The 17,012-nt window shown below is 64.9% G+C and carries 21 protein-coding genes; 12 read left to right on the top strand and 9 right to left on the bottom strand.

The features are described from left to right. Window positions 1–239 precede the first annotated feature (239 nt). Window positions 240–1,112 carry a hypothetical protein gene (locus tag BRA471DRAFT_RS14020; protein WP_007608199.1) on the top strand — a complete coding sequence of 291 codons (873 nt, stop codon included), beginning with the start codon at window positions 240–242 and terminating at the stop codon, window positions 1,110–1,112. 159 nt (window positions 1,113–1,271) lie between these two features. Then, on the top strand, window positions 1,272–1,688 hold the full coding sequence (locus BRA471DRAFT_RS14025) for a MucR family transcriptional regulator (protein ID WP_007608200.1): 417 nt from the start codon (window positions 1,272–1,274) through the stop codon (window positions 1,686–1,688). A gap of 5 nt (window positions 1,689–1,693) precedes the next feature. Here BRA471DRAFT_RS14025 and BRA471DRAFT_RS14030 read toward each other — a convergent pair whose 3' ends face one another. Further along, window positions 1,694–2,125 carry a SufE family protein gene (locus BRA471DRAFT_RS14030; protein ID WP_007608201.1) on the bottom strand — a complete coding sequence of 144 codons (432 nt, stop codon included), beginning with the start codon at window positions 2,123–2,125 and terminating at the stop codon, window positions 1,694–1,696. 68 nt (window positions 2,126–2,193) lie between these two features. Then, complete coding sequence (locus BRA471DRAFT_RS14035) at window positions 2,194–2,619, bottom strand: DUF5330 domain-containing protein (protein WP_007608202.1); 426 nt, start codon at window positions 2,617–2,619, stop codon at window positions 2,194–2,196. A gap of 383 nt (window positions 2,620–3,002) precedes the next feature. On the opposite strand from BRA471DRAFT_RS14035, the gene BRA471DRAFT_RS14040 reads away from it, so the two are divergent. From BRA471DRAFT_RS14040 to BRA471DRAFT_RS14050, 3 genes are all read left to right on the top strand, one after another. After that, window positions 3,003–4,934, top strand: a complete 1,932-nt coding sequence (locus BRA471DRAFT_RS14040) for a PAS domain-containing sensor histidine kinase (protein ID WP_088931019.1) — start codon at window positions 3,003–3,005, stop codon at window positions 4,932–4,934. Continuing rightward, a complete protein-coding gene (locus BRA471DRAFT_RS14045; protein ID WP_007608208.1) occupies window positions 4,927–5,637 on the top strand; it encodes a peptidoglycan-binding domain-containing protein in 711 nt (236 codons plus the stop codon). The genes BRA471DRAFT_RS14040 and BRA471DRAFT_RS14045 overlap by 8 nt, the downstream gene beginning before the upstream one ends. 67 nt (window positions 5,638–5,704) lie before the next feature. After that, a complete protein-coding gene (locus BRA471DRAFT_RS14050) occupies window positions 5,705–6,049 on the top strand; it encodes a DUF1491 family protein (RefSeq protein WP_035974928.1) in 345 nt (114 codons plus the stop codon). A gap of 143 nt (window positions 6,050–6,192) precedes the next feature. Here BRA471DRAFT_RS14050 and BRA471DRAFT_RS14055 read toward each other — a convergent pair whose 3' ends face one another. Beyond that, window positions 6,193–7,182: a DUF2336 domain-containing protein gene (locus BRA471DRAFT_RS14055; protein ID WP_007608213.1), complete on the bottom strand. Its 990-nt coding sequence runs from the start codon at window positions 7,180–7,182 to the stop codon at window positions 6,193–6,195. 252 nt (window positions 7,183–7,434) lie between these two features. Between BRA471DRAFT_RS14055 and BRA471DRAFT_RS14060 the strand changes: the two genes are divergently transcribed. From BRA471DRAFT_RS14060 to BRA471DRAFT_RS14085, 5 genes are all read left to right on the top strand, one after another. Continuing rightward, window positions 7,435–7,623 (top strand): hypothetical protein, encoded by a 189-nt coding sequence (locus tag BRA471DRAFT_RS14060; RefSeq protein ID WP_007608215.1) that lies wholly within the window; start codon window positions 7,435–7,437, stop codon window positions 7,621–7,623. A gap of 15 nt (window positions 7,624–7,638) precedes the next feature. After that, window positions 7,639–8,400 carry a hypothetical protein gene (locus BRA471DRAFT_RS14065; RefSeq protein WP_007608217.1) on the top strand — a complete coding sequence of 254 codons (762 nt, stop codon included), beginning with the start codon at window positions 7,639–7,641 and terminating at the stop codon, window positions 8,398–8,400. A gap of 229 nt (window positions 8,401–8,629) precedes the next feature. Continuing rightward, window positions 8,630–12,040 (top strand): CHAT domain-containing protein, encoded by a 3,411-nt coding sequence (locus tag BRA471DRAFT_RS14070; protein WP_007608220.1) that lies wholly within the window; start codon window positions 8,630–8,632, stop codon window positions 12,038–12,040. 40 nt (window positions 12,041–12,080) lie between these two features. Further along, window positions 12,081–12,509 (top strand): hypothetical protein, encoded by a 429-nt coding sequence (locus tag BRA471DRAFT_RS14075; RefSeq protein ID WP_231171113.1) that lies wholly within the window; start codon window positions 12,081–12,083, stop codon window positions 12,507–12,509. Between the two features lie 196 nt (window positions 12,510–12,705). Next, on the top strand, window positions 12,706–13,470 hold the full coding sequence (locus BRA471DRAFT_RS14085; RefSeq protein WP_007608222.1) for a hypothetical protein: 765 nt from the start codon (window positions 12,706–12,708) through the stop codon (window positions 13,468–13,470). Window positions 13,471–13,478: 8 nt separating this feature from the next. On the opposite strand, the gene BRA471DRAFT_RS14090 is transcribed toward BRA471DRAFT_RS14085, so the two are convergent. Further along, window positions 13,479–14,093 carry a hypothetical protein gene (locus BRA471DRAFT_RS14090; protein WP_371258316.1) on the bottom strand — a complete coding sequence of 205 codons (615 nt, stop codon included), beginning with the start codon at window positions 14,091–14,093 and terminating at the stop codon, window positions 13,479–13,481. Here BRA471DRAFT_RS14090 and BRA471DRAFT_RS14095 point away from each other — a divergent pair. Continuing rightward, entirely contained in the window at window positions 14,077–14,325 is a 249-nt protein-coding gene (locus tag BRA471DRAFT_RS14095; RefSeq protein ID WP_231171114.1) for a hypothetical protein, read from the top strand. The two genes, BRA471DRAFT_RS14090 and BRA471DRAFT_RS14095, sit on opposite strands and share 17 nt — an antisense overlap. 9 nt (window positions 14,326–14,334) lie before the next feature. Here the strand turns inward: BRA471DRAFT_RS14095 and BRA471DRAFT_RS14100 are convergent, their stop codons facing one another. Genes BRA471DRAFT_RS14100 through BRA471DRAFT_RS14120 form a run of 5 tightly spaced genes read right to left on the bottom strand, consistent with a single transcriptional unit; the run spans window position 14,335 to window position 16,529 of the window. Then, window positions 14,335–14,526, bottom strand: a complete 192-nt coding sequence (locus tag BRA471DRAFT_RS14100) for an amino acid synthesis family protein (protein WP_035973929.1) — start codon at window positions 14,524–14,526, stop codon at window positions 14,335–14,337. Window positions 14,527–14,547: 21 nt separating this feature from the next. Beyond that, window positions 14,548–14,949, bottom strand: coding sequence for an arsenate reductase (glutaredoxin) (gene arsC / locus BRA471DRAFT_RS14105; protein ID WP_007608224.1), 402 nt, complete (start codon window positions 14,947–14,949; stop codon window positions 14,548–14,550). After that, a complete protein-coding gene (locus BRA471DRAFT_RS14110) occupies window positions 14,946–15,647 on the bottom strand; it encodes an MIP/aquaporin family protein (RefSeq protein ID WP_007608225.1) in 702 nt (233 codons plus the stop codon). The genes arsC and BRA471DRAFT_RS14110 overlap by 4 nt, the downstream gene beginning before the upstream one ends. After that, the gene (locus tag BRA471DRAFT_RS14115) at window positions 15,647–16,174 is read right to left on the bottom strand and encodes an arsenate reductase ArsC (protein WP_035973932.1); all 528 of its coding nucleotides are present in this window, start codon (window positions 16,172–16,174) and stop codon (window positions 15,647–15,649) included. Before BRA471DRAFT_RS14115 ends, BRA471DRAFT_RS14110 begins: the two co-directional genes overlap by 1 nt. Continuing rightward, on the bottom strand, window positions 16,155–16,529 hold the full coding sequence (locus tag BRA471DRAFT_RS14120) for a helix-turn-helix transcriptional regulator (protein WP_007608231.1): 375 nt from the start codon (window positions 16,527–16,529) through the stop codon (window positions 16,155–16,157). Before BRA471DRAFT_RS14120 ends, BRA471DRAFT_RS14115 begins: the two co-directional genes overlap by 20 nt. A gap of 138 nt (window positions 16,530–16,667) precedes the next feature. Here BRA471DRAFT_RS14120 and BRA471DRAFT_RS14125 point away from each other — a divergent pair, with 138 nt between their 5' ends. Continuing rightward, window positions 16,668–16,985, top strand: coding sequence for a helix-turn-helix transcriptional regulator (locus BRA471DRAFT_RS14125; protein ID WP_007608234.1), 318 nt, complete (start codon window positions 16,668–16,670; stop codon window positions 16,983–16,985). The last annotated feature ends 27 nt before the right edge of the window (window positions 16,986–17,012 follow it).

The raw sequence follows: 17,012 nt of genomic DNA on the forward strand, positions 1-17,012 counted from the left end.
CAGTTCCATTACCAAGTAATTGGGCATTATGGCTAAATTCCTGATGCAACGCAGCAAATCCGACCACATCGAGAGCAGCTTAGAAGTAGCGAGCCGTAGCTGAAGGGAATGTGAATAAGTCCCTGATTTCCTTTCCTTTAGGAACGCAGGCTATAATTCGACGTTGGCGTGGAACACCGGATGACGGTATCGTGGCGTGACGAGTGTCGCGTGTGGATGCGCGGCCGGGGGTGAGTTCGATGACCTTGGCTTTGTTGATCGCTGGGATTTTCGCCGTTTTGGCGGGCCTCCTTGCGATCCTGTTCGGCTTCACCGTCAGGGAATTCAGTCTCGGCAGTACCCTCATAATCTCCGGCACCATCGGCGTCTGCTCCGGACTGTTACTGGCCGGCCTCTACGTCGTGGTCGCGGAACTGAAGGGCATTGCCCGCCGGCTGGCTGGGTCCATCGCACCATCCGACGTTCGGGTCAGGCCCGTGCTGCCGGGTCTCGGGATGGCTGGAACGCCTGCCCCCGCGACTGAGCCGGGAGCAGAGAAGATCGAGCCGGCGCCGCCGTTGCCGGCCGCAGGACCGCCGCCCTGGCAGAACGAAGCAGCCGCGCGCGAGCGTCCGCGCGCCGAGCCTCCGCCAGCACCGGAAGCTCCGAGCCCGCCGGAGGTTCCGGAACCGCCGCGCCGGCGCAACCTGCTGTTCGCCTCGACCTCCCGCAAGGAGCGCGAGCGCGCGGAGGCGAAGACCGGCGAGGGCTTGCCGCCCCTGCCGCATGCCGAGCCATCCGCGGAGCCTGCCGCTCCGGAGACGCCGCCAGCGAGCTTTGACGACGCCTGGCCGAAGCCGGACCGTATGAGGCCTCCGGAGCCGCCGGCCGCCTCGCGGCGCCCGCCACCGCGCTCGCCGTCGACCTTCGCGGAGGCTGCTCCGCCGCCCGCACCGGAGCCGGCGGCCGCGGCCGAACAGGCGCCCGTGACCGTGCTCAAATCCGGCATCGTCGACGGCATGGCCTATTCGCTCTACTCCGATGGTTCGATCGAAGCCCAGATGCCGGAGGGGATGATGCGCTTTGCCTCGATCGACGAGCTGCGCTCCCACCTTGACCAGCGCGGGGCTTGAGAGCTGGCGCAGGCAAAGTAAAGCGCTGGTGTTCTTGTTGCTTCGTCAGTAAATCGGCCCATACTCCTCAGTCGTTCCATTCAGCCGAACGTATTGTTGACATGGAATACTCTGACGTCGTCTCTCCCGTGAGACGCAAGGTGGAGAAAGGCGGGGCCGATGTCGGATGCCGGGGCTAAGAATTTCATTGAGCTGACGGCGAGCATCGTGTCGGCCTATCTCAGCAACAATCCGACGCCTGCAACTGAGATTCCGAACCTGATCAGCCAGGTGCACGGCGCGCTGGTGCGCGTTTCGTCGGGCCGCACCGAGACGGCGCCGCTCGAGCCGGCGAAGCCGGCGGTCTCGCTGAAGAAGTCGATCGCGCCCGATTATCTGGTCTGTCTGGAAGACGGCAAGCGCTTCAAGTCGCTGAAGCGCCATCTGCGCACGCAGTACAACATGACGCCGGAGCAATATCGCGAGAAATGGGGCCTGCCGGCCGACTATCCCATGGTCGCGCCGAACTATGCGGTGGCCCGCTCGCAGCTTGCGAAGCAGATGGGACTGGGACAGCAGCAGCGGAAACGGAAGTAGAATTTCTACGACGCTTCCGCGAGCGCCTCTTTCGCGTCGGTCTTGATGCGCTCGACCATCGAGCGCAGGCCGTTGGAACGCTGCGGCGTCAGATGATCGCGAAAGCCGAACTCGTCGAATACGGCAATGGCGTCGGTCGCAAGAATCTCCTGCGGCGTGCGGCCGGAGTAAAGCGACAGCACGATCGCCACCAGCCCGCGCACGATATGGGCGTCACTGTCGCCGCGATATGTCAGGATCGGCGCGCCGCCATCGCGATGATCGATCAGCTTTTGAAGCCAGACCTGGCTGACACAGCCATTCACCTTGTTCTCGGCCGAGTGCTCGGCCTCGGACATCGGTTCCAGGGTGCGGCCGAGCTCGATGACGTACCGATAGCGGTCGTCCCACTCGTCCAGAATCTCGAAATTGTCCCTGATTTCGTCGATCGTCGTCATGCTGGCCCAAAGTTCCCGTTCAGGCCAATATAGGGACGCGAAGCGCCAAAATCGATAGGGTTTGGGCGCTAATTCGCCGTCGCGGGCGCCGGGCCGCGCCATTCCAGCGCGAGGTCGTCCTGGGACAGGGTGTCGCGCGGCGCCTCGCTGGTTGCGGTATCGCCTTCGCCGGCCAGCGCGATCGAGCCGGTGTGGTCGGGCGCCTTCTTGTCGGTCTTCTCGAGCTGCTCTTTCTTGTCGTTGATGATCTGGTAGATCTTCTTCGCACCGTCCTGCGCGCGCTGACCGATGATGGTCGCGGCCTGTCCGCCGACCTCGCAGGCTGCGGGCTGGCGCTTGCAGAACTGGGTCATGTCGGAGACGGCCGCGGTCGCAGCCTGCACCGCGTCGGCAGCGCCGATCTGCGGCAGCTTGTCCGATTCGGGCGTCTTGTCCCGCGGCAGGAGCACCAGCACCAGCCCGAGCCAGAATGTGATGCGAAGCAGAAAGCGCATCTTGCGACCTGTATGTTAGAGCCCGCCGCGGCGATCTCCGCGGATGTCGGACCTAGCAACTCTCGATAAATCGCAAGTGATTGCCTTCCGCTTAATTCGCGGAAAATTGACTCAAGAATCTTTGCAATCGACGTGTCGTAAATTTTGGATTGACGTCCACGCCCGTGATTCTGCCGCCACGCCCGTCCACCATTTCGAAACCATGCGGACCACGGTGAAACCCTGTGTTCACCATCCCCGCTGATGACGTCGTCAAATCGTCTAAAAAGCCCTGCGATGACGCGGTGTCTGGCGGCCCGCCGCGCTGCCTTAGTGTTCGTTTAAGGTCGCTCTGACACGGTGGCTCAACGATAAGGAGGCGTTCCGGCGCGTCTTCCCGACGAATGAGCCGAAGCGCGAGACCCGTGACAGTTTTGAGTATCATCCGCGATTGTCTCGATGCGCTGCTGCATCCCTCCGCGCGTTACGACGCGCTGACGCGAGCGCGCCATCGTGCCTTCATGGCCCCGCGGCTGCTCGGCAGCCTGGCCGCCTTCGCCGCATTCCCGGTCTATCTCGCCATGCGCGGCGCGCCGAGCGCGATCGAGGTCGCAGCCTTCGCCTGGCTGATTGCGCCGATCCTGTTGTCCTGGTTCCTGTCGCGCACCGGCCGTTACGAAGGCGCGCATGTGCTGTCGTCGCTGGCGCTCGCGGGCCTGATCATGGCGGTCGCGGTGACGACCGGCGGCATCGAATCATTCGCCGCGATCTGGCTGGTCGTGGTCCCCCTCGAAGCTGCGCTGTCGGCCTCGCGCCGCGTCGCGGCCTTCGCCTCGCTGCTGGCGCTGTCCTGCGCGGGCATCCTGATTCTCGTCAGCCAGCTCGGCTGGCTGTCGATTGGCGACACCAGCGCCGCGGAACGCGGGGTGCTGATGGCGTTCGGCGTCGCCTCGGCGACCCTCTATGCCGCAGGCCTTGCCTTCGGTGCGGAATCGCTCGCGCGCACCAGCGTAGCGCTGCTGTCGCGCGAGGAGGAGCGTTACCGCCTCCTGGCCCGGAACATGAGCGACGTCATCTCGCGGCATCAGCGCAACGGCGCGGTGCAGTTCATTTCACCGGCGGTGGAAGCCATGCTCGGCGTGCCCGTCGCGCAACTGCTCGGCCACGGTCTGTTCGATCGCGTCCATGTCGCCGATCGGCCGGCGTATCTGACGGCGCTGTCCGATGCCGCGCGCGGCGACGTGCGCAGCGTCGAGTTCCGGTTGCGCCGGGAGCGTGCCGGCTCTGAGCGCGGCCAGGTTGATTTCATCTGGGTCGAGATGCGGTGCCGCCCGCTCGATCAGGATATGGGCCGTGATGCCACGCGCGAGGCCGATGTCGTCGCCGTGATGCGCGACGTCACCGACCGCAAGCTCTCCGAGCAGGCGTTTGATCAGGCGCGCAGCGCTGCAGAGGCGGCCGACGCGGCCAAGACGCGCTTCCTCGCCACCATGAGCCATGAGCTGCGCACGCCGCTCAACGCCATCATCGGCTTCTCCGAGATGATCACGCAGGAGCAGACCTTGATGCTGGGCGCGGCCCAGCGGAGGGAATACGCCCAGCTCATCAACGATTCCGGCCAGCATCTGCTTTCGGTCGTCAACGGCATCCTGGACATGTCCAAGATGGAATCGGGCAATTTCGAGATTGCGGCGGAACCGTTCGCGCCGCGTGCATCATTGATGCACTGCTGCAATCTGCTGGCGCTGAAGGCGCGGGAGAACGGCGTCGATCTCGTCACCGATGCGCCGCAGGACCTGCCTGTCATGACCGGCGATCCGCGTGCCTTCAAGCAGATCGTGCTCAACCTCGTCGCCAACGCGGTCAAGTTCACCGAGCGCGGCGGTCAGGTCACCGTCACGGCGGCGGTCTCGGGCTCGCAGCTTGCGCTGCGCGTCAGCGACACCGGAATCGGCATCGCGCCTGACGATCTCAAGCGCATCGGCGCGCCGTTCTTCCAGGCCGGCAAGACTTATCAGCGCCGTCACGAAGGTACCGGCCTCGGACTTTCGATCGTGAAGAGCCTCGTGGCGTTGCATCTCGGCGAATTGACGGTACAAAGCAGGCTCGGCGAGGGCACTGCCGTCACCGTCAAGCTGCCGCTGGTCTACACGCCGCAGGCCAAAACTTTTGATGCCAAAACTTCTGAGGCCAAGATGTCCGACAGCAAGGCGAGCGAGAGCAAGATCGCGACCTTGACGCCGGTGCTGCGCCAGGAACTTCAGCACCACGAACTTCAGGACCATTCTCACGACCAAGTTCAGGACCAACCCGCTCTGGTGAAGAAAAGTGCCTAAGAAGTCCGCCAAGAACGAAGCCGCTCCGCGCCGCCGTGGCGCCAAGGCTGCGGTGATCGATGTCGAGACCGAGCGCAATCTCGTGCTGCGCGTGCTGCTGCATAGCCCCAAGGATACCCTGGCCGGTCTCGTCGCCGTTGCCGCCATCGGCGCGATCGTTGCCAATGCACTGTTCCTCCAGACCGGCCGGCATCCGGCGCCGATGTTCGGCACCGTGATCAATCTTCCCGCACCGTCGTCCCTGGCGCTGTCGAACCCTTTGCCCCGTTCGCGTCCCGTCGGGGCCGATACCTCGCCGCTCGAGCCGAGAGCGACGGAGTTTCGTGCTGAGTCCAGATCTGCCGAGCCCAGACCTGCGGAAAAGCCGCCGGAGAGGCCCGTCGAGGCGACCGCATCGACGCCGCGCTCGGGCGATCCCATGACCAATCTGGTCAAGCAAACGATTTCGGCGCCGCCCTCCGTCGCGCGTCCGCCGGCGCCGATCCCCGTGCATCAGGGCTCGGCCGCGCGGCGCATCGCCGGCGTGCAGCGCGCGCTGTCCGAATACGGCTACGGGAATTTGAAGATCACGGGCGCGATGGGCGCCGAGACCCAGTCCGCGATCCAGAAATTCGAGCGCGAGCACAAGATGCAGGTCACCGGCCAGCTGTCCGACCGCCTGCTCCGCGAGCTCGGCGCCGCGATCGGCCACCCCGTCGAATAGTCTACGCTTCGCCGAGACCGAAGCCCGAAGGCTGGTGCTCATTGCCGCGCTGGCTTATCGTGCGCGCATGCGTTTGAAATCAAACATCTGGGTCTCAGCCTATCTGCGCCGGTGCCAGACCGAGGGCGTGTACGGCGCGGTGCGTCGTCGCGGCGCGGAGGAGGCGGGTGCGGTGTTCGTGAAGGTCTCGCTGCTTGACGGCAATGCGATGCTCTACGTGCCCGCGCCGCAGACCTCTTATGACGACGGTCGGCCGGTCGATCGTTTCTTCGTGCCGCTTGCGCCGCAGCCGATGCCGGAGACCGCGGTGGAGGAGCGCCTGAACAAAGAGATCCGCTTCGACTCCGACATCTGGATCGTCGAGACCGAAGACCGCGCCGGGCGGCATTTTCTCGAGCTGGCGAAGACCTGATCAGGACGCTATTGCGTCGTCATGGCCGGGCTTGTCCCGGCCATGACGATCTTGCTTGCGCCACCGAAGAACGTGGATGCCCGGGACAAGCCCGGGCATGACGAGCTTGTGGAGCAAGCGACCGCATCAGGTCGCACTCGCCTCTAGCGATCCGATGATCCGCTGGTGCCGGTCCGCACCGCGGGCGCGGAGCCGGGCTGCACGCCCGGGCGTGCCTGGCTTGCGCCCGCACGCGCGCGCTGGCGCTCGCTGTCGTGCAGCGACGGCTGGTACTTGGCGCGGGTGACGGCGAGCGTCGAGCCGCGCCAGGCGGCCAGCATCACCAGAGCCGAGCGATCGCTGAGACGATCGTAAAGACGCGACAGCCGGTATACGTCGGTCACGGAGTTGCCGATCTCCGGCTTGAAGAACAGCAGGATGCGCTGGAACACCGGGCTCGGCATGTCGAGTGCGCGCGCGGCGACCGCGAGCGCTTCGCCGCTTGCATCGTCGACGATCTGGGCTGCGACGCGCGAGGGCAGGATCAGGCTGTCGCCGAGCTCGGAGGTGAAATTCTCGAGATCGCCCGCGATCGCCGCCATCTCGAGGATCTGGATCGCGCGCTTGGCGCGTACCGTCGGAATCCGCGGCGCGGCCTTCAGCGGGGTCTGCGCCAGATTGTGCAGGATCAGCGCGCGCTCGGCGGCGCCCGCGCGGAAGAACATGTCGTGGATATCGGCCGCGTCCTTTGGCTGCATCGCCATGTTCGAGGCCATGCGCAGCTCGGCGTCGGTTGGCGTGCGAACCGGCAAGGGGGCAGGAGGGGGGGCAAGGGCGGGCGCCGGGATTTCCCGCGCGAGCGGAACCCTGCGGCCCTCCTGCGCGGCCGACAGTCCGAGCTTCTGTTTGATCGGGGCCGGCGTCGACGGATAGATCGCAAGCCGCGCCTTGACGGCCGCGCGCGTCGCGTCGTCGACCTGGTCGATCAGTCGCGTGGCGAGCTCGACGAACTGGCGCTGCTCGTCGTCGCTGTGGGTGCTCGACTGGACATAAAGGTCAGTCAGCACGCGCAGCAGCGTCGGACGAACATCGACGCCTTCGCGACGGGAGAGGGTCATCAGCCCGTCGAATCCTGGAAACAACGACTTGGTCATGGAGATACGCGACCTGGAAAAGATACTCGCCGTCAGCCTATCGCGGGCTCCTTTAAAGGCTCGTTAAGGAAAACGAGGCGTGAAGCCGAACGCATGCTTTGAAGCGGTCTCGTGCCGCAACGGGACGCCGGGTCCCGCCCGTGCGGTTACGGTCCCGCCGGCACGTTTACACCCCGTTAACCATGAACTGATCTTAATGATCGCCATGTTGCAGAGGCGCGCCGGGTCGCGTGGCAATTGAAGAGAGCTGATATGGGGACCATCATCGAATTTCCGGCCGGTCGCCGGGTGGGCGCGTCGGGAGACGTGGCTCCGCGCGCGGACATGGGCACGATTTTGATCCTTCCCGTGATCCGCATCGAGCGCGAGAGCGACGAAACCAGCGGCGATCACGGGCCGGAGCAGGGCACAGCGCCGGGGCGCCGTCGTCGTCGCCGCTAGCCTTCGGCCTTTGCAATGCCGGAGAACCTCCGCCAGATCCGGCCCGTCGTAACGGCCATCATGCTCGCATCGCTGGGCGCGACGCTTGCCGCCTGTAGCGGGGGCGATTTCGGCCGGACCCGCGCCGACATGCGCAGCGACGACATGCATCGCTGGCTGGGCGCGGAAGTGACCTCCAGCATCGGCCTGAAGCCATCCCAATTCCAGCTCACGGACGAGGAGCGCCAGCTTCGCGACCTCGCCTATCCCCTGATCGAGCCGCCGCTGTCGCGGCCGGCCTGGAAGAGCGTGTTCGGCGACTACAAGGCGCTGCCCTCGCCGTGGCGGCAAAAGATCGTGTTCGACCGCACCATGTACGGACGCACGCTGATCGACGAGCCGCACCGTTCGCATTCCTCGCGCTATGCGCAGCTGATGGAGGACGTGCGCAACGACATCACCCGCTTCGAGCCGTTCTTCGCCTCCGCGATCCGCGTCATCGACCTCGACAGGAAGCGCAATGCCAGCATGGCGCGTGTCTCCTCCCTCTCTCCGAAGGAGAAGGAGGACGCAGTCGAGCGCATGCAGGAGAATTCGCTGATCATCCAGTGGGTGCAGCAGTGCCTCGAGCAGCGCGTCTCGTCCTATCGCTGGGGTCTGGAGCGGCTGGTGATCCAGGCGCCCGACGGCATGGCCGCCGATGCCGACCGGCTGATCGGCGAACTCGCCGCCCAGACCGCCAACCCGCCAGTCGCGGCCCAGCCGCCCTACGGCCGCGCGGTGATCTCGAAGGGCTGATCCGCGCAGCCCCGCAGCCTGTCCGAGGGCGGTCATCTTACTCCGCGGCCCATCAATCGCGGTCGGCCTGAAGCCGCCTGTCTGTGCGCGATCCAGGGGCCCGTGCCGTCCGTAGCCGTCCAGGCCTGTCGAGGCGATCAGGGAACCGCATGATGGCCCTTGTCCTCCCGGGCCGGCTGGATAGGATAGCCCCGTTTCTTCAAAGTCATTTTTCCGAAGGTCCTTCAAGATGAGCTTAGACGCCGCGCGTCCTTGCAAGAGCCGTCTGGCCGTTTCCCCCCGCCACCTGCTGGTCCTTGCCGTTCTGCTGGGATCAACCTGCTCCGCCGCCGCACTGACCAAGGAGGCCGCGATTGAGAATTGCCGGATGACCGTCGGCAAGCCGATCGTGCACGCTTGCATGCAGGCCCAAGGGGGCCGCAAAGCCGGCGCCGATCTCGAGGGTTGCCGCGCCAAGGCCTCGCCTCAAGTCAGGGCCTGTGTGATGGCGGCCCTGAACGCCGCCAATGGCCGCGCCAACGTCGCGGTCGAGCTTCCGAAGGAAGCTGCACCCAAGCTCGAACCCGGCACGGCGCTGCCAAAGGATTTCGTCGCGCCGCCCCGCACCATCGCCGACATCACCGCGATCCTCGACAGCGAAAAGCCCGACTCGAAACTCCTCGCGGAGCTGAAGGCGGATGCGGATTCGACACCGACGGGAAAGGAATCCCGCGCGGATCTCGCGCAATTCTATTTCGACCGCGCTAATGCGCGCGCGCAGCTCGGCCGCCTCGCCGAGTCCATTGGCGACGCCGGCAAGGCCGTCGAGATCGGCCGTGGTGCGGTCGAGGCCAACATGATGGGTCGCATGCAGCAGCTTCTCTCGCTGCAATACGCTGCAGCCGGTGATCCAAAACGATCGCTCGAGGTTATCCAGCGCTTGTTGCGTGAGACGGCCACCCAGCCGGGGGCAAAAGGCTACCAATTGAGCGCCAACAGGTCCGTGGCCGGCAACCTCATCCAAATGGGCGATGTCGCCCAGGCAGAAGGCTATCTGCGCCGCACCCAGTCCGCGATCCAGGAAGCGCGTACCAGTGGTCATCCGAACTGGCGCGCCTCCTACGCGCGCCTGGGACAGAACTGGGAAGGGGAGCTCGAGGCCACACGGGCCCTGATCTTCGAAGCGCGCGGGCAGTTTGCGGAGGCCGAGGCCGCCTATCGCGTGTCGGAGCAGCGCAAGCGTGCGGGCATGAAGGGCGTGATGGACTCGGACAATCCCCCGGCGGAAACCGTCATGCTGCAGGCAATCGACAACCTCGTGCTCAGCCAGGCTCGCATGAAGGCGCGGCAGGGCCGGCTGGCCGAAGCCGAGGTCGACGCACGCCGCGCGCTGCTCTCGCGCCTGAAGGATACCGGCAAGTACAATCCGGTGACGCCGCGTTACGTGATGGGACTCGCCGGTATCCTCGTCGAGCAAGGTCGCTACGAGGAAGCCGAGCAATTGGGCCGTGTCGCTCTGGAGATCAACAGGACGGTCGGCGTGCCAGACGATTCCCAGTCGACGGTGCAATTGCTCGCGCAGCTCGCCGGCATTCTGACGCTTGAGCGCAAGAACGCCGAAGGAAACGAGCTGTTCGCGCGCATCGACCGGGCGATCGCCAATTGGGAACCGCAGCGCCGTCAGGTCTTCGAGCTCAATCCGTCTCGCATCCTCTCGCTGTATAATTCCGGGCAGCTGGACGCAGGCATTGCCGCGGCCGAGCAACTCGTCAAGAAGCAGATCGCCCGGGTTGGGGAAAACCATTTCGATGCCGCTTCGGCGCGCGGCACCCTGGCGGTCGGCCTGATGCGCGCGCGACGCGACGCCGACGCGATCCGGGAATTCAAGGCGGCCATTCCGGTCATGATGGCGAACGCCAACGAAAACGCCGATGACGAGAACACGAGTGTGGTGGCGGCGCGCAGCCAGCGGCTGCAGGCAATCGTCGAGAGCTATCTCCTGCTGCTCGCGAGGGCCGAGGGCAACGGCATTGGCGAGGAGACCTTCAGTCTTGCCGACGCCGTTCGTGGTCGTTCGGTGCAGCAGGCGCTCGCGGCCTCCAGTGCGCGCGCAGCAGCAAAGGATCCCGCGCTCGCCGAGCTCGTCCGCAAGGAGCAGGACCTGACCAAACAGGTCAACGCCCAGCTCGGCACACTCAACAACGTGCTGGCGCTTCCCTCGGCGGAACGCGACGAAACGGGCGTTCAGCAGATCCAGGCTTCGATCGCGGCCTTGCGCGGCGAACGCGACAAGGCGCGCCAGCAGATCAAGCAGAAATTTCCTTCTTACGCCGATCTCGTCTCGCCCCGGCCGCCGAGCGTCGCAGAGATCCGCGCGACGCTTGCCGACAACGAGGCAATGCTGTCCTTCTATTTTGGCCAAAACGGCAGCTTCGTCTGGGCCGTGCCGAAGTCGGGGCCGGTGGCGTTCGCCGCCGTGCAAGCCAGGATCGGCGACATCGAGAGCAAGATTCGCAAGCTGCGCGAGGCGCTCGAGCCGCAGGCAGCCATGATCTCGGACATTCCGCCGTTCGACCTCAAGCTCGGCCATGAGCTCTATGAGCTGCTGCTCAAGCCGGTGGAGAGCGGCTGGAAACCGGCCAGAAACCTGATCGTCGTGACCAACGGGGCGCTGGGGTTGCTGCCGTTGTCGTTGTTGCCGACGGCGCCGGCAGAGGTGGCCGCGGACGAGGACCCGCTCTTCATCGGTTACCGAAATGTGCCGTGGCTGGCGCGGACTCATGCCGTATCGACGGTGCCGTCGGCGGCGGCGTTGCGCACGCTACGGCAATTGCCACCGGGCAAGCCCGGTCGCGGGGACCTCGTCGCCTTCGGTGATCCCTATTTCAACAGGGATCAGCAGGCCGAAGCGGACGGCGGGGGGGAGAAGGTTCAGGTCGCCGACGCCAGCGGCAACATCACGCGCGGTGGGCCGCTGAGGCGGCGCAACAGTCCCAAGCTCGAAGGCGTCGACAGCGCGGAACTCGGTATGTTGCCACGACTGCCCGATACCGCCGATGAGTTGAAATCGATTGCGCTGGCGCTGCAGGCAGACCCCTCGAAGGTGCTGTTCCTCGGCAAGAACGCCACCGAGAGCGCGGTGAAGACCATGAATCTTTCCGGTTTCAGGATCGTGGCCTTTGCGACGCATGGCCTCGTCCCGGGCGAGCTGAACGGGCTGACGCAGCCGGCGCTCGCTTTGTCTTCGCCGACGGTGACGGGTGAGGGCGGCGACGGACTTCTGACCATGGAGGAGATCCTCGGCCTCAAGCTGGACGCCGATTGGGTCATTCTGTCGGCCTGCAACACCGGGGCTGGCGCCGGCGCCGGGGCCGAGGCGGCATCCGGGCTCGGCCGCGCATTCTTCTATGCCGGAACGCGCGCGCTGCTGGTGACGAACTGGTCGGTGCATTCGCAGTCGGCGCGGCAATTGGTGACCGACTTGTTCAAGCGGCAGGCCGACGATCCCAAGCTGTCACGCAGTGAGGCGCTGCGGCAAGCGGCGATGGCCCTCGTCGATGGTCCGGGTTATCTCAACAGCGAAGGCAGGACCGAATTTACTTATGCGCATCCGCTGTTCTGGGCGCCGTATACAATCATCGGCGATGGCGGCTTGCGTTGACAACGGGGGAAGGGGTGCAGCGGAAATGAAGTGGATTGTCTTGCTCGGCTTCGTGGCCGGGGGATTGCTGTTCTCGGGCCCGTCGCGCGCCACGCCATTGATTACGGAAGAGGAAGCGAAGCTGCCGCCTCCGAAAGGCGCCGTTGCGGCCGACCGCCGTGGCATCCTGCGCGGTCCGAAGGTGGAATTCGTCTCCCCTGGCGCTTCCGTCAATTCGCCGATGCAGCTGGTGTTGAAATTCGAGTCGTTCGGCGGCGCAAAGATTGATCCGGATTCGGTCAGGATGATCTTCCTTCGAACGCCGAACGTCGATCTGACGCCCCGAGTCAAACCCTTCGTCAAGCTCGACGGCATCAACATGCAGGACGCAGAACTTCCGCCGGGCGAATACACGGTGCGTGTCGACGTCAAGGACAGTGACGGCCGCCCGGGCACGACCATCTTTACTTTGAAGGTCGCACCTAAGTGACGTGCCTTTACTGCTTGGCGGGAAATGCGAAGGGCGCGCTGGTTTGCGCATCCTGCGGGCGTGACATTGCCGCTCCCGCCACGCTGGTTGCGGAGCGCGACGAACTTCTGCGCAAGCGCGAGCATTTGCGCGACGAGCTAAAGCGGGCCAGAGACGAGATTGAGGCCGTCATGAGACGGAGGCATTCGCGCTAGCGATGGAATGTCCGTTTTGCGCCGAGACCATCAAGGATGAAGCCATCGCCTGCAAGCATTGCTCGCGGGACTTGCGTGCGATACGCCCGATACTGCTCGAGATCGAGGAGATCGTCGCCGATCTGGAAAGGCTCAGGCGCGATCTCGATCGCGTCAATGTCCGGCTCGAGCGCTACAAGAATCCGCTTCGCTATTACGGAACGCATGCGGTGCTCTATCTTGCGATTCCGTCTCTGCTGCTGGTAATCGCCCATGTGCTCGTGACCATCACCTTCAACGTGTCGCCGATCCCGCTGAGGATCGCATCTATCGCCATACCGCTCCTGTTCGGATTCCTCGCCTATCCGCTGCACCGGGTCTCCGCTCTCACGGCATTCGCACTGGCGTTCCTCACCGCAAGCGTCAGCATCATCGCGATGCTGACGGTGACTGGACTTCACGATCATGTCCCGATCCTGCCGGAAGCCTGGATCGAATGGCGGGAAGTGTTCGAGTACGGCGCCAGCATCCTGCTCGCCTTTGTCTCGGGGAACATCCTGAGCGTCGTGATCTTCCAGGTCCTGCCGCGAGTGCTGACGCAGGGCGGCAAGCCCAACGCGTTCGCCTTTCGCATGGCGCGCCTGCTCGGGCAACATGTCGGCGAAGAACAGCTGCGCCGCCGCGCCCGCCTGATACAGGACCTCATGCAGACTGTCGGGCCGCTGGCCGGCGTCGCCGCAACCGGCGTCGGCTCCATCTATGCCGGACTGAAAGGCTTGCTCGGATAGCTAGGCTTTCAAGGCCGGCGCATGCTCCGGGCCGGCTTCTGCTTCTCCTTCTCTTTCTGCTTCTGCTTCTGCAGCTTCCCGACAAGATCTTTCAGCGCATCCGGTAGCGACACGGATGCGCGATAGGCGACCCCGACCTCGCGCTTGACCTCGACCTCGATCTCGCGTCGGGCCTGCGGGTCGCGGCCGAAGAATGCGCTTTGCTCGCAATGGCAGCGGTCGATCAAGGGGACGCCGGCGAGATCGGCGGTGCGAAGCTTCTCCTTCAGTGCCAGCGGATGCGACGGCGGCAGCGCTGCGACATAACGTTCGCTCCACAGCGCCACGAAATGTTCGTCAGCGCGCAGCATGCTCTTGGCTATGATCCGCGCGTCGGCGCGCTCGTCGCTGTCGACGAGCCGGAGCGTGATGTCGCCGCGCGCCGTCAGCGGCTTGAGCAGTGCGATCGTCCGGGGCACGTCGAGCGTGCGCATCAGGCCGAGCGTCACATTGGTCTTGGTGCTCGGTCTCCTGAACATGCTGCGTGCGGCATCGGCCTCGTCGATGATGCGGCGGGCCAGCGCATGAAACTGCTCCGCCGAGGCGCTCGGCCATTGCGGCATCGCGGTGCGATCAGGCGCCAATTGGCTGCTGCATGCCGGCGACAGCTATTTCCATCACGGCCAGCTCGACGCATCGCCGCGCATGCCGCTGGTGCTCGGCTATTTCCAGCGCCGTGCCGATATGGACCGCAAGATGCGGATCGCCAACCAGGCCCGGCTGCGCGCGCTGAAGCTGAACCACGGCGACCGCGTCACGATCGTCAACAGCCATGATCCCGTCGATTACGAGCGTTGCCGCTGCAACGCGCATTGATCGCGCCCGTCAGCGCTGTCCGTCGTGCACGGAGATCGCGGAAGCCGCGAGGCCCCCGATGCGCGCGTGAGGCCGGCCGCCGGTCGCCATCACGAGCCCGAAGGCGATCTCGTCGCGCCGTGGCGAATCCCACAGCGTCATCTCGGCGGTGCCGAAATGGCTGCGAACATAGGCGGCGTGGATATGGCCGAGCGGGACCATCAAGACAGGCGCCCCGTCAGCCTATCGCGCTTCGACCACCTCGCCATCCTCCTTCACGAACCGGCCGACGGGATGGTCGAGGAGATCGATCACGGCCTCCGAAGGCCGGCACAGGCGCGTGCCCTTGGGCGTCACCACGATCGGACGGTTGATCAGGATGGGGTGCGCGAGCATCTGGTCGACCAGCTCGTCGTCGGACCATTTGGTGTCGTCGAGGCCGAGCTCCTTATAGGGCGTGCCTTTCTCCCGCAGCAACTCGCGAACGGAGATGCCCATGGCCTTGACCAGCTCGACCAGCTTTTCGCGGGATGGCGGCGTCTTCAGATATTCGATGACGACCGGCTCGGCGCCGCTCTGCCGGATCATCGCCAGCGTGTTGCGCGAGGTGCCGCAGGCGGGGTTATGATAGATCGTGACGCTCATGAGGTAGTCTCCGCGATTGGGATGGGGCCTCGCGCCTGGGGCTGTCCGAGCAGCCAGTTCATCAACAGCATGGCGGCAAAAGCTCCGCAGAGCTCCGCGAGAATAAATCCGGGCAGGTCGGCGGGACGTATGCCCGAGAACGTGTTCGTCAGCGACCTTGCGATGGCTACCGCCGGATTGGCAAACGAGGTTGAGGCCGTGAACCAGTAGGCCGCCGTGATGTACAGGCCGACCAGCCAGGGGACCGCCGTCCGCTGAAACCGGATGCCGGCCAGGATCGTCGCGACCAGGCCGAAGGCGGCGACCGCTTCGGCGAACCATTGCGATCCTCCGGTTCGCATCTTGGTCGAGAGATCGATCAGCGGCAGTCCGAACATCAGATGCGCCGCCATGGTTCCCGCGATGCCGCCGGCGATCTGCGCGGCCACATAAAGCGCAGCCTCGTTCACCGGCAGCTCGCGCTTGCCGGTGAAGACCAGCGTGACCGCCGGATTGAAGTGCGCGCCGGAGATCGGTCCGAGCACGGTGATCAGGACGACCAGAATGGCGCCGGTCGGCAACGTGTTGCAGAGAAGCGCCAGGGCGACGTCTTTGGTCAGCGTCTCCGCCATGATGCCGGAGCCGACCACCGTGGCAACGAGAATACCTGTGCCCAGCGCCTCGGCCGCGAGGCGTCGCGGAAGGTCGAACTGGTCCATCAGCCGGCCTCCGGGGTCGAGCGTGCCGCACCGTCGGAGCGGCCGATCTCGCGCAGCTTGGTGCCGAGCGAGAGCTTGTCGATGCTGCGCAGGGGAAGATTGACGAACGTCCCGATCCGGTTCTTGAGATAGCGGAACGCAGCATTGAACGCCGCCTGTTGTTCCAGCGCTGCGCCTTCCACCGCGGCAGGGTCTTCGATACCCCAGTGCGCGGTCATCGGCTGTCCCGGCCAAAGAGGACAGGCTTCACCGGCCGCGTTGTCACAAACAGTGAAGACGAAATCCATGACAGGTGCATCAGGAGCGGCAAATTCCAGCCAGCTCTTCGAACGCATCCCGTCGATTGGGTAGTCCATGGTTTCGAGCGTGTGCAGGGCCAGCGGGTGTACCGCGCCTTTTGGCGTGCTGCCGGCGGAGAACGCCCGAAAGCGGCCGGCACCGTCCTTCCGGAGGATCGACTCGGCGAGGATTGAGCGCGCCGAGTTGCCGGTACACAGGAACAGGACGTTAAACATGCGATCGGACACGGCTTCGCACCTTTCGTTTTGGCGAGCAGCAGGCCTGAAGGCTATCGACGACCGGCTCGCAAACTTCCGGCCGCCCGCCGCAGCAATCCCGCAGCAGGAAGACCGCAACGTCGCGGAATTCGGCAAGGTTGGCGCGGTAGACGATCGAGCGGCTGTGTCGTTCGGAGGTGACAAGGCGCGCGCGCGTCAGGATCGACAGATGCGCCGACAGCGTATTCGCCGGGACTTCCAGCAGGCGGGCGAGATCGCCGGCCGCAAGGCCGTCGGGCTCGTGCCTGACGAGCGTCCGGAACGCCTCCAGACGGGTCGACTGGGAGAGGGCTGCGAGGGCGAGGACGGCTTCTTCAGTTTCCATATATCCAGACTTATGGAAATATAAAAGGAAGTCAATCGGGAAATCATGTGGCCCCGCCTAGAATGCCCGGGATCCATATTTCGAAAATTCTAGAAATACAGTTGACAGCAATTATCGACCCGGCGCATCTTGGCGGCCATGAAGATCGACGACGCAGCAGCACGCCTCGAAGCCTTGGGCAACCGGACGCGACTCCAGATCTATCGTGCCCTGGTGCGGGCAGGGCACAAGGGCATGCCCGTGGGTCGATTGCAGGACAAGCTGAAAATCCCGGCCTCGACGCTGTCGCATCACATCAAGACCCTGGTCTCGGTCGGGCTCGTCAGCCAGGTCCGGGAATCGACGACGCTGATCTGCCACGCAAACTTCGACGCGATGCGGGGTCTGGTTGATTTCCTAGCGGCGGAGTGCTGCGCAGACGAAGTCAGATGCAAGACGACGCAAACGGCGGCCTGATCATTTTTTCGGGTCGAGTTATTCGAT

Origin of the sequence: Bradyrhizobium sp. WSM471 (genome assembly GCF_000244915.1) — a bacterium.
GTDB lineage: Bacteria > Pseudomonadota > Alphaproteobacteria > Rhizobiales > Xanthobacteraceae > Bradyrhizobium.

What these genes read in the sequence shown, in the direction of transcription:
- BRA471DRAFT_RS14020 (WP_007608199.1), top strand. Translation starts at nt 240, where the DNA reads ATGACCTTGGCTTTGTTGATCGCTGGGATTTTCGCCGTTTTGGCGGGC.
- BRA471DRAFT_RS14025 (WP_007608200.1), top strand. Translation starts at nt 1,272, where the DNA reads ATGTCGGATGCCGGGGCTAAGAATTTCATTGAGCTGACGGCGAGCATC.
- BRA471DRAFT_RS14030 (WP_007608201.1), bottom strand. Translation starts at nt 2,125, where the DNA reads ATGACGACGATCGACGAAATCAGGGACAATTTCGAGATTCTGGACGAG.
- BRA471DRAFT_RS14035 (WP_007608202.1), bottom strand. Translation starts at nt 2,619, where the DNA reads ATGCGCTTTCTGCTTCGCATCACATTCTGGCTCGGGCTGGTGCTGGTG.
- BRA471DRAFT_RS14040 (WP_088931019.1), top strand. Translation starts at nt 3,003, where the DNA reads ATGAGCCGAAGCGCGAGACCCGTGACAGTTTTGAGTATCATCCGCGAT.
- BRA471DRAFT_RS14050 (WP_035974928.1), top strand. Translation starts at nt 5,705, where the DNA reads ATGCGTTTGAAATCAAACATCTGGGTCTCAGCCTATCTGCGCCGGTGC.
- BRA471DRAFT_RS14055 (WP_007608213.1), bottom strand. Translation starts at nt 7,182, where the DNA reads ATGACCAAGTCGTTGTTTCCAGGATTCGACGGGCTGATGACCCTCTCC.
- BRA471DRAFT_RS14060 (WP_007608215.1), top strand. Translation starts at nt 7,435, where the DNA reads ATGGGGACCATCATCGAATTTCCGGCCGGTCGCCGGGTGGGCGCGTCG.
- BRA471DRAFT_RS14065 (WP_007608217.1), top strand. Translation starts at nt 7,639, where the DNA reads ATGCCGGAGAACCTCCGCCAGATCCGGCCCGTCGTAACGGCCATCATG.
- BRA471DRAFT_RS14070 (WP_007608220.1), top strand. Translation starts at nt 8,630, where the DNA reads ATGAGCTTAGACGCCGCGCGTCCTTGCAAGAGCCGTCTGGCCGTTTCC.
- BRA471DRAFT_RS14085 (WP_007608222.1), top strand. Translation starts at nt 12,706, where the DNA reads ATGGAATGTCCGTTTTGCGCCGAGACCATCAAGGATGAAGCCATCGCC.
- BRA471DRAFT_RS14100 (WP_035973929.1), bottom strand. Translation starts at nt 14,526, where the DNA reads ATGGTCCCGCTCGGCCATATCCACGCCGCCTATGTTCGCAGCCATTTC.
- arsC (WP_007608224.1), bottom strand. Translation starts at nt 14,949, where the DNA reads ATGAGCGTCACGATCTATCATAACCCCGCCTGCGGCACCTCGCGCAAC.
- BRA471DRAFT_RS14110 (WP_007608225.1), bottom strand. Translation starts at nt 15,647, where the DNA reads ATGGACCAGTTCGACCTTCCGCGACGCCTCGCGGCCGAGGCGCTGGGC.
- BRA471DRAFT_RS14120 (WP_007608231.1), bottom strand. Translation starts at nt 16,529, where the DNA reads ATGGAAACTGAAGAAGCCGTCCTCGCCCTCGCAGCCCTCTCCCAGTCG.
- BRA471DRAFT_RS14125 (WP_007608234.1), top strand. Translation starts at nt 16,668, where the DNA reads ATGAAGATCGACGACGCAGCAGCACGCCTCGAAGCCTTGGGCAACCGG.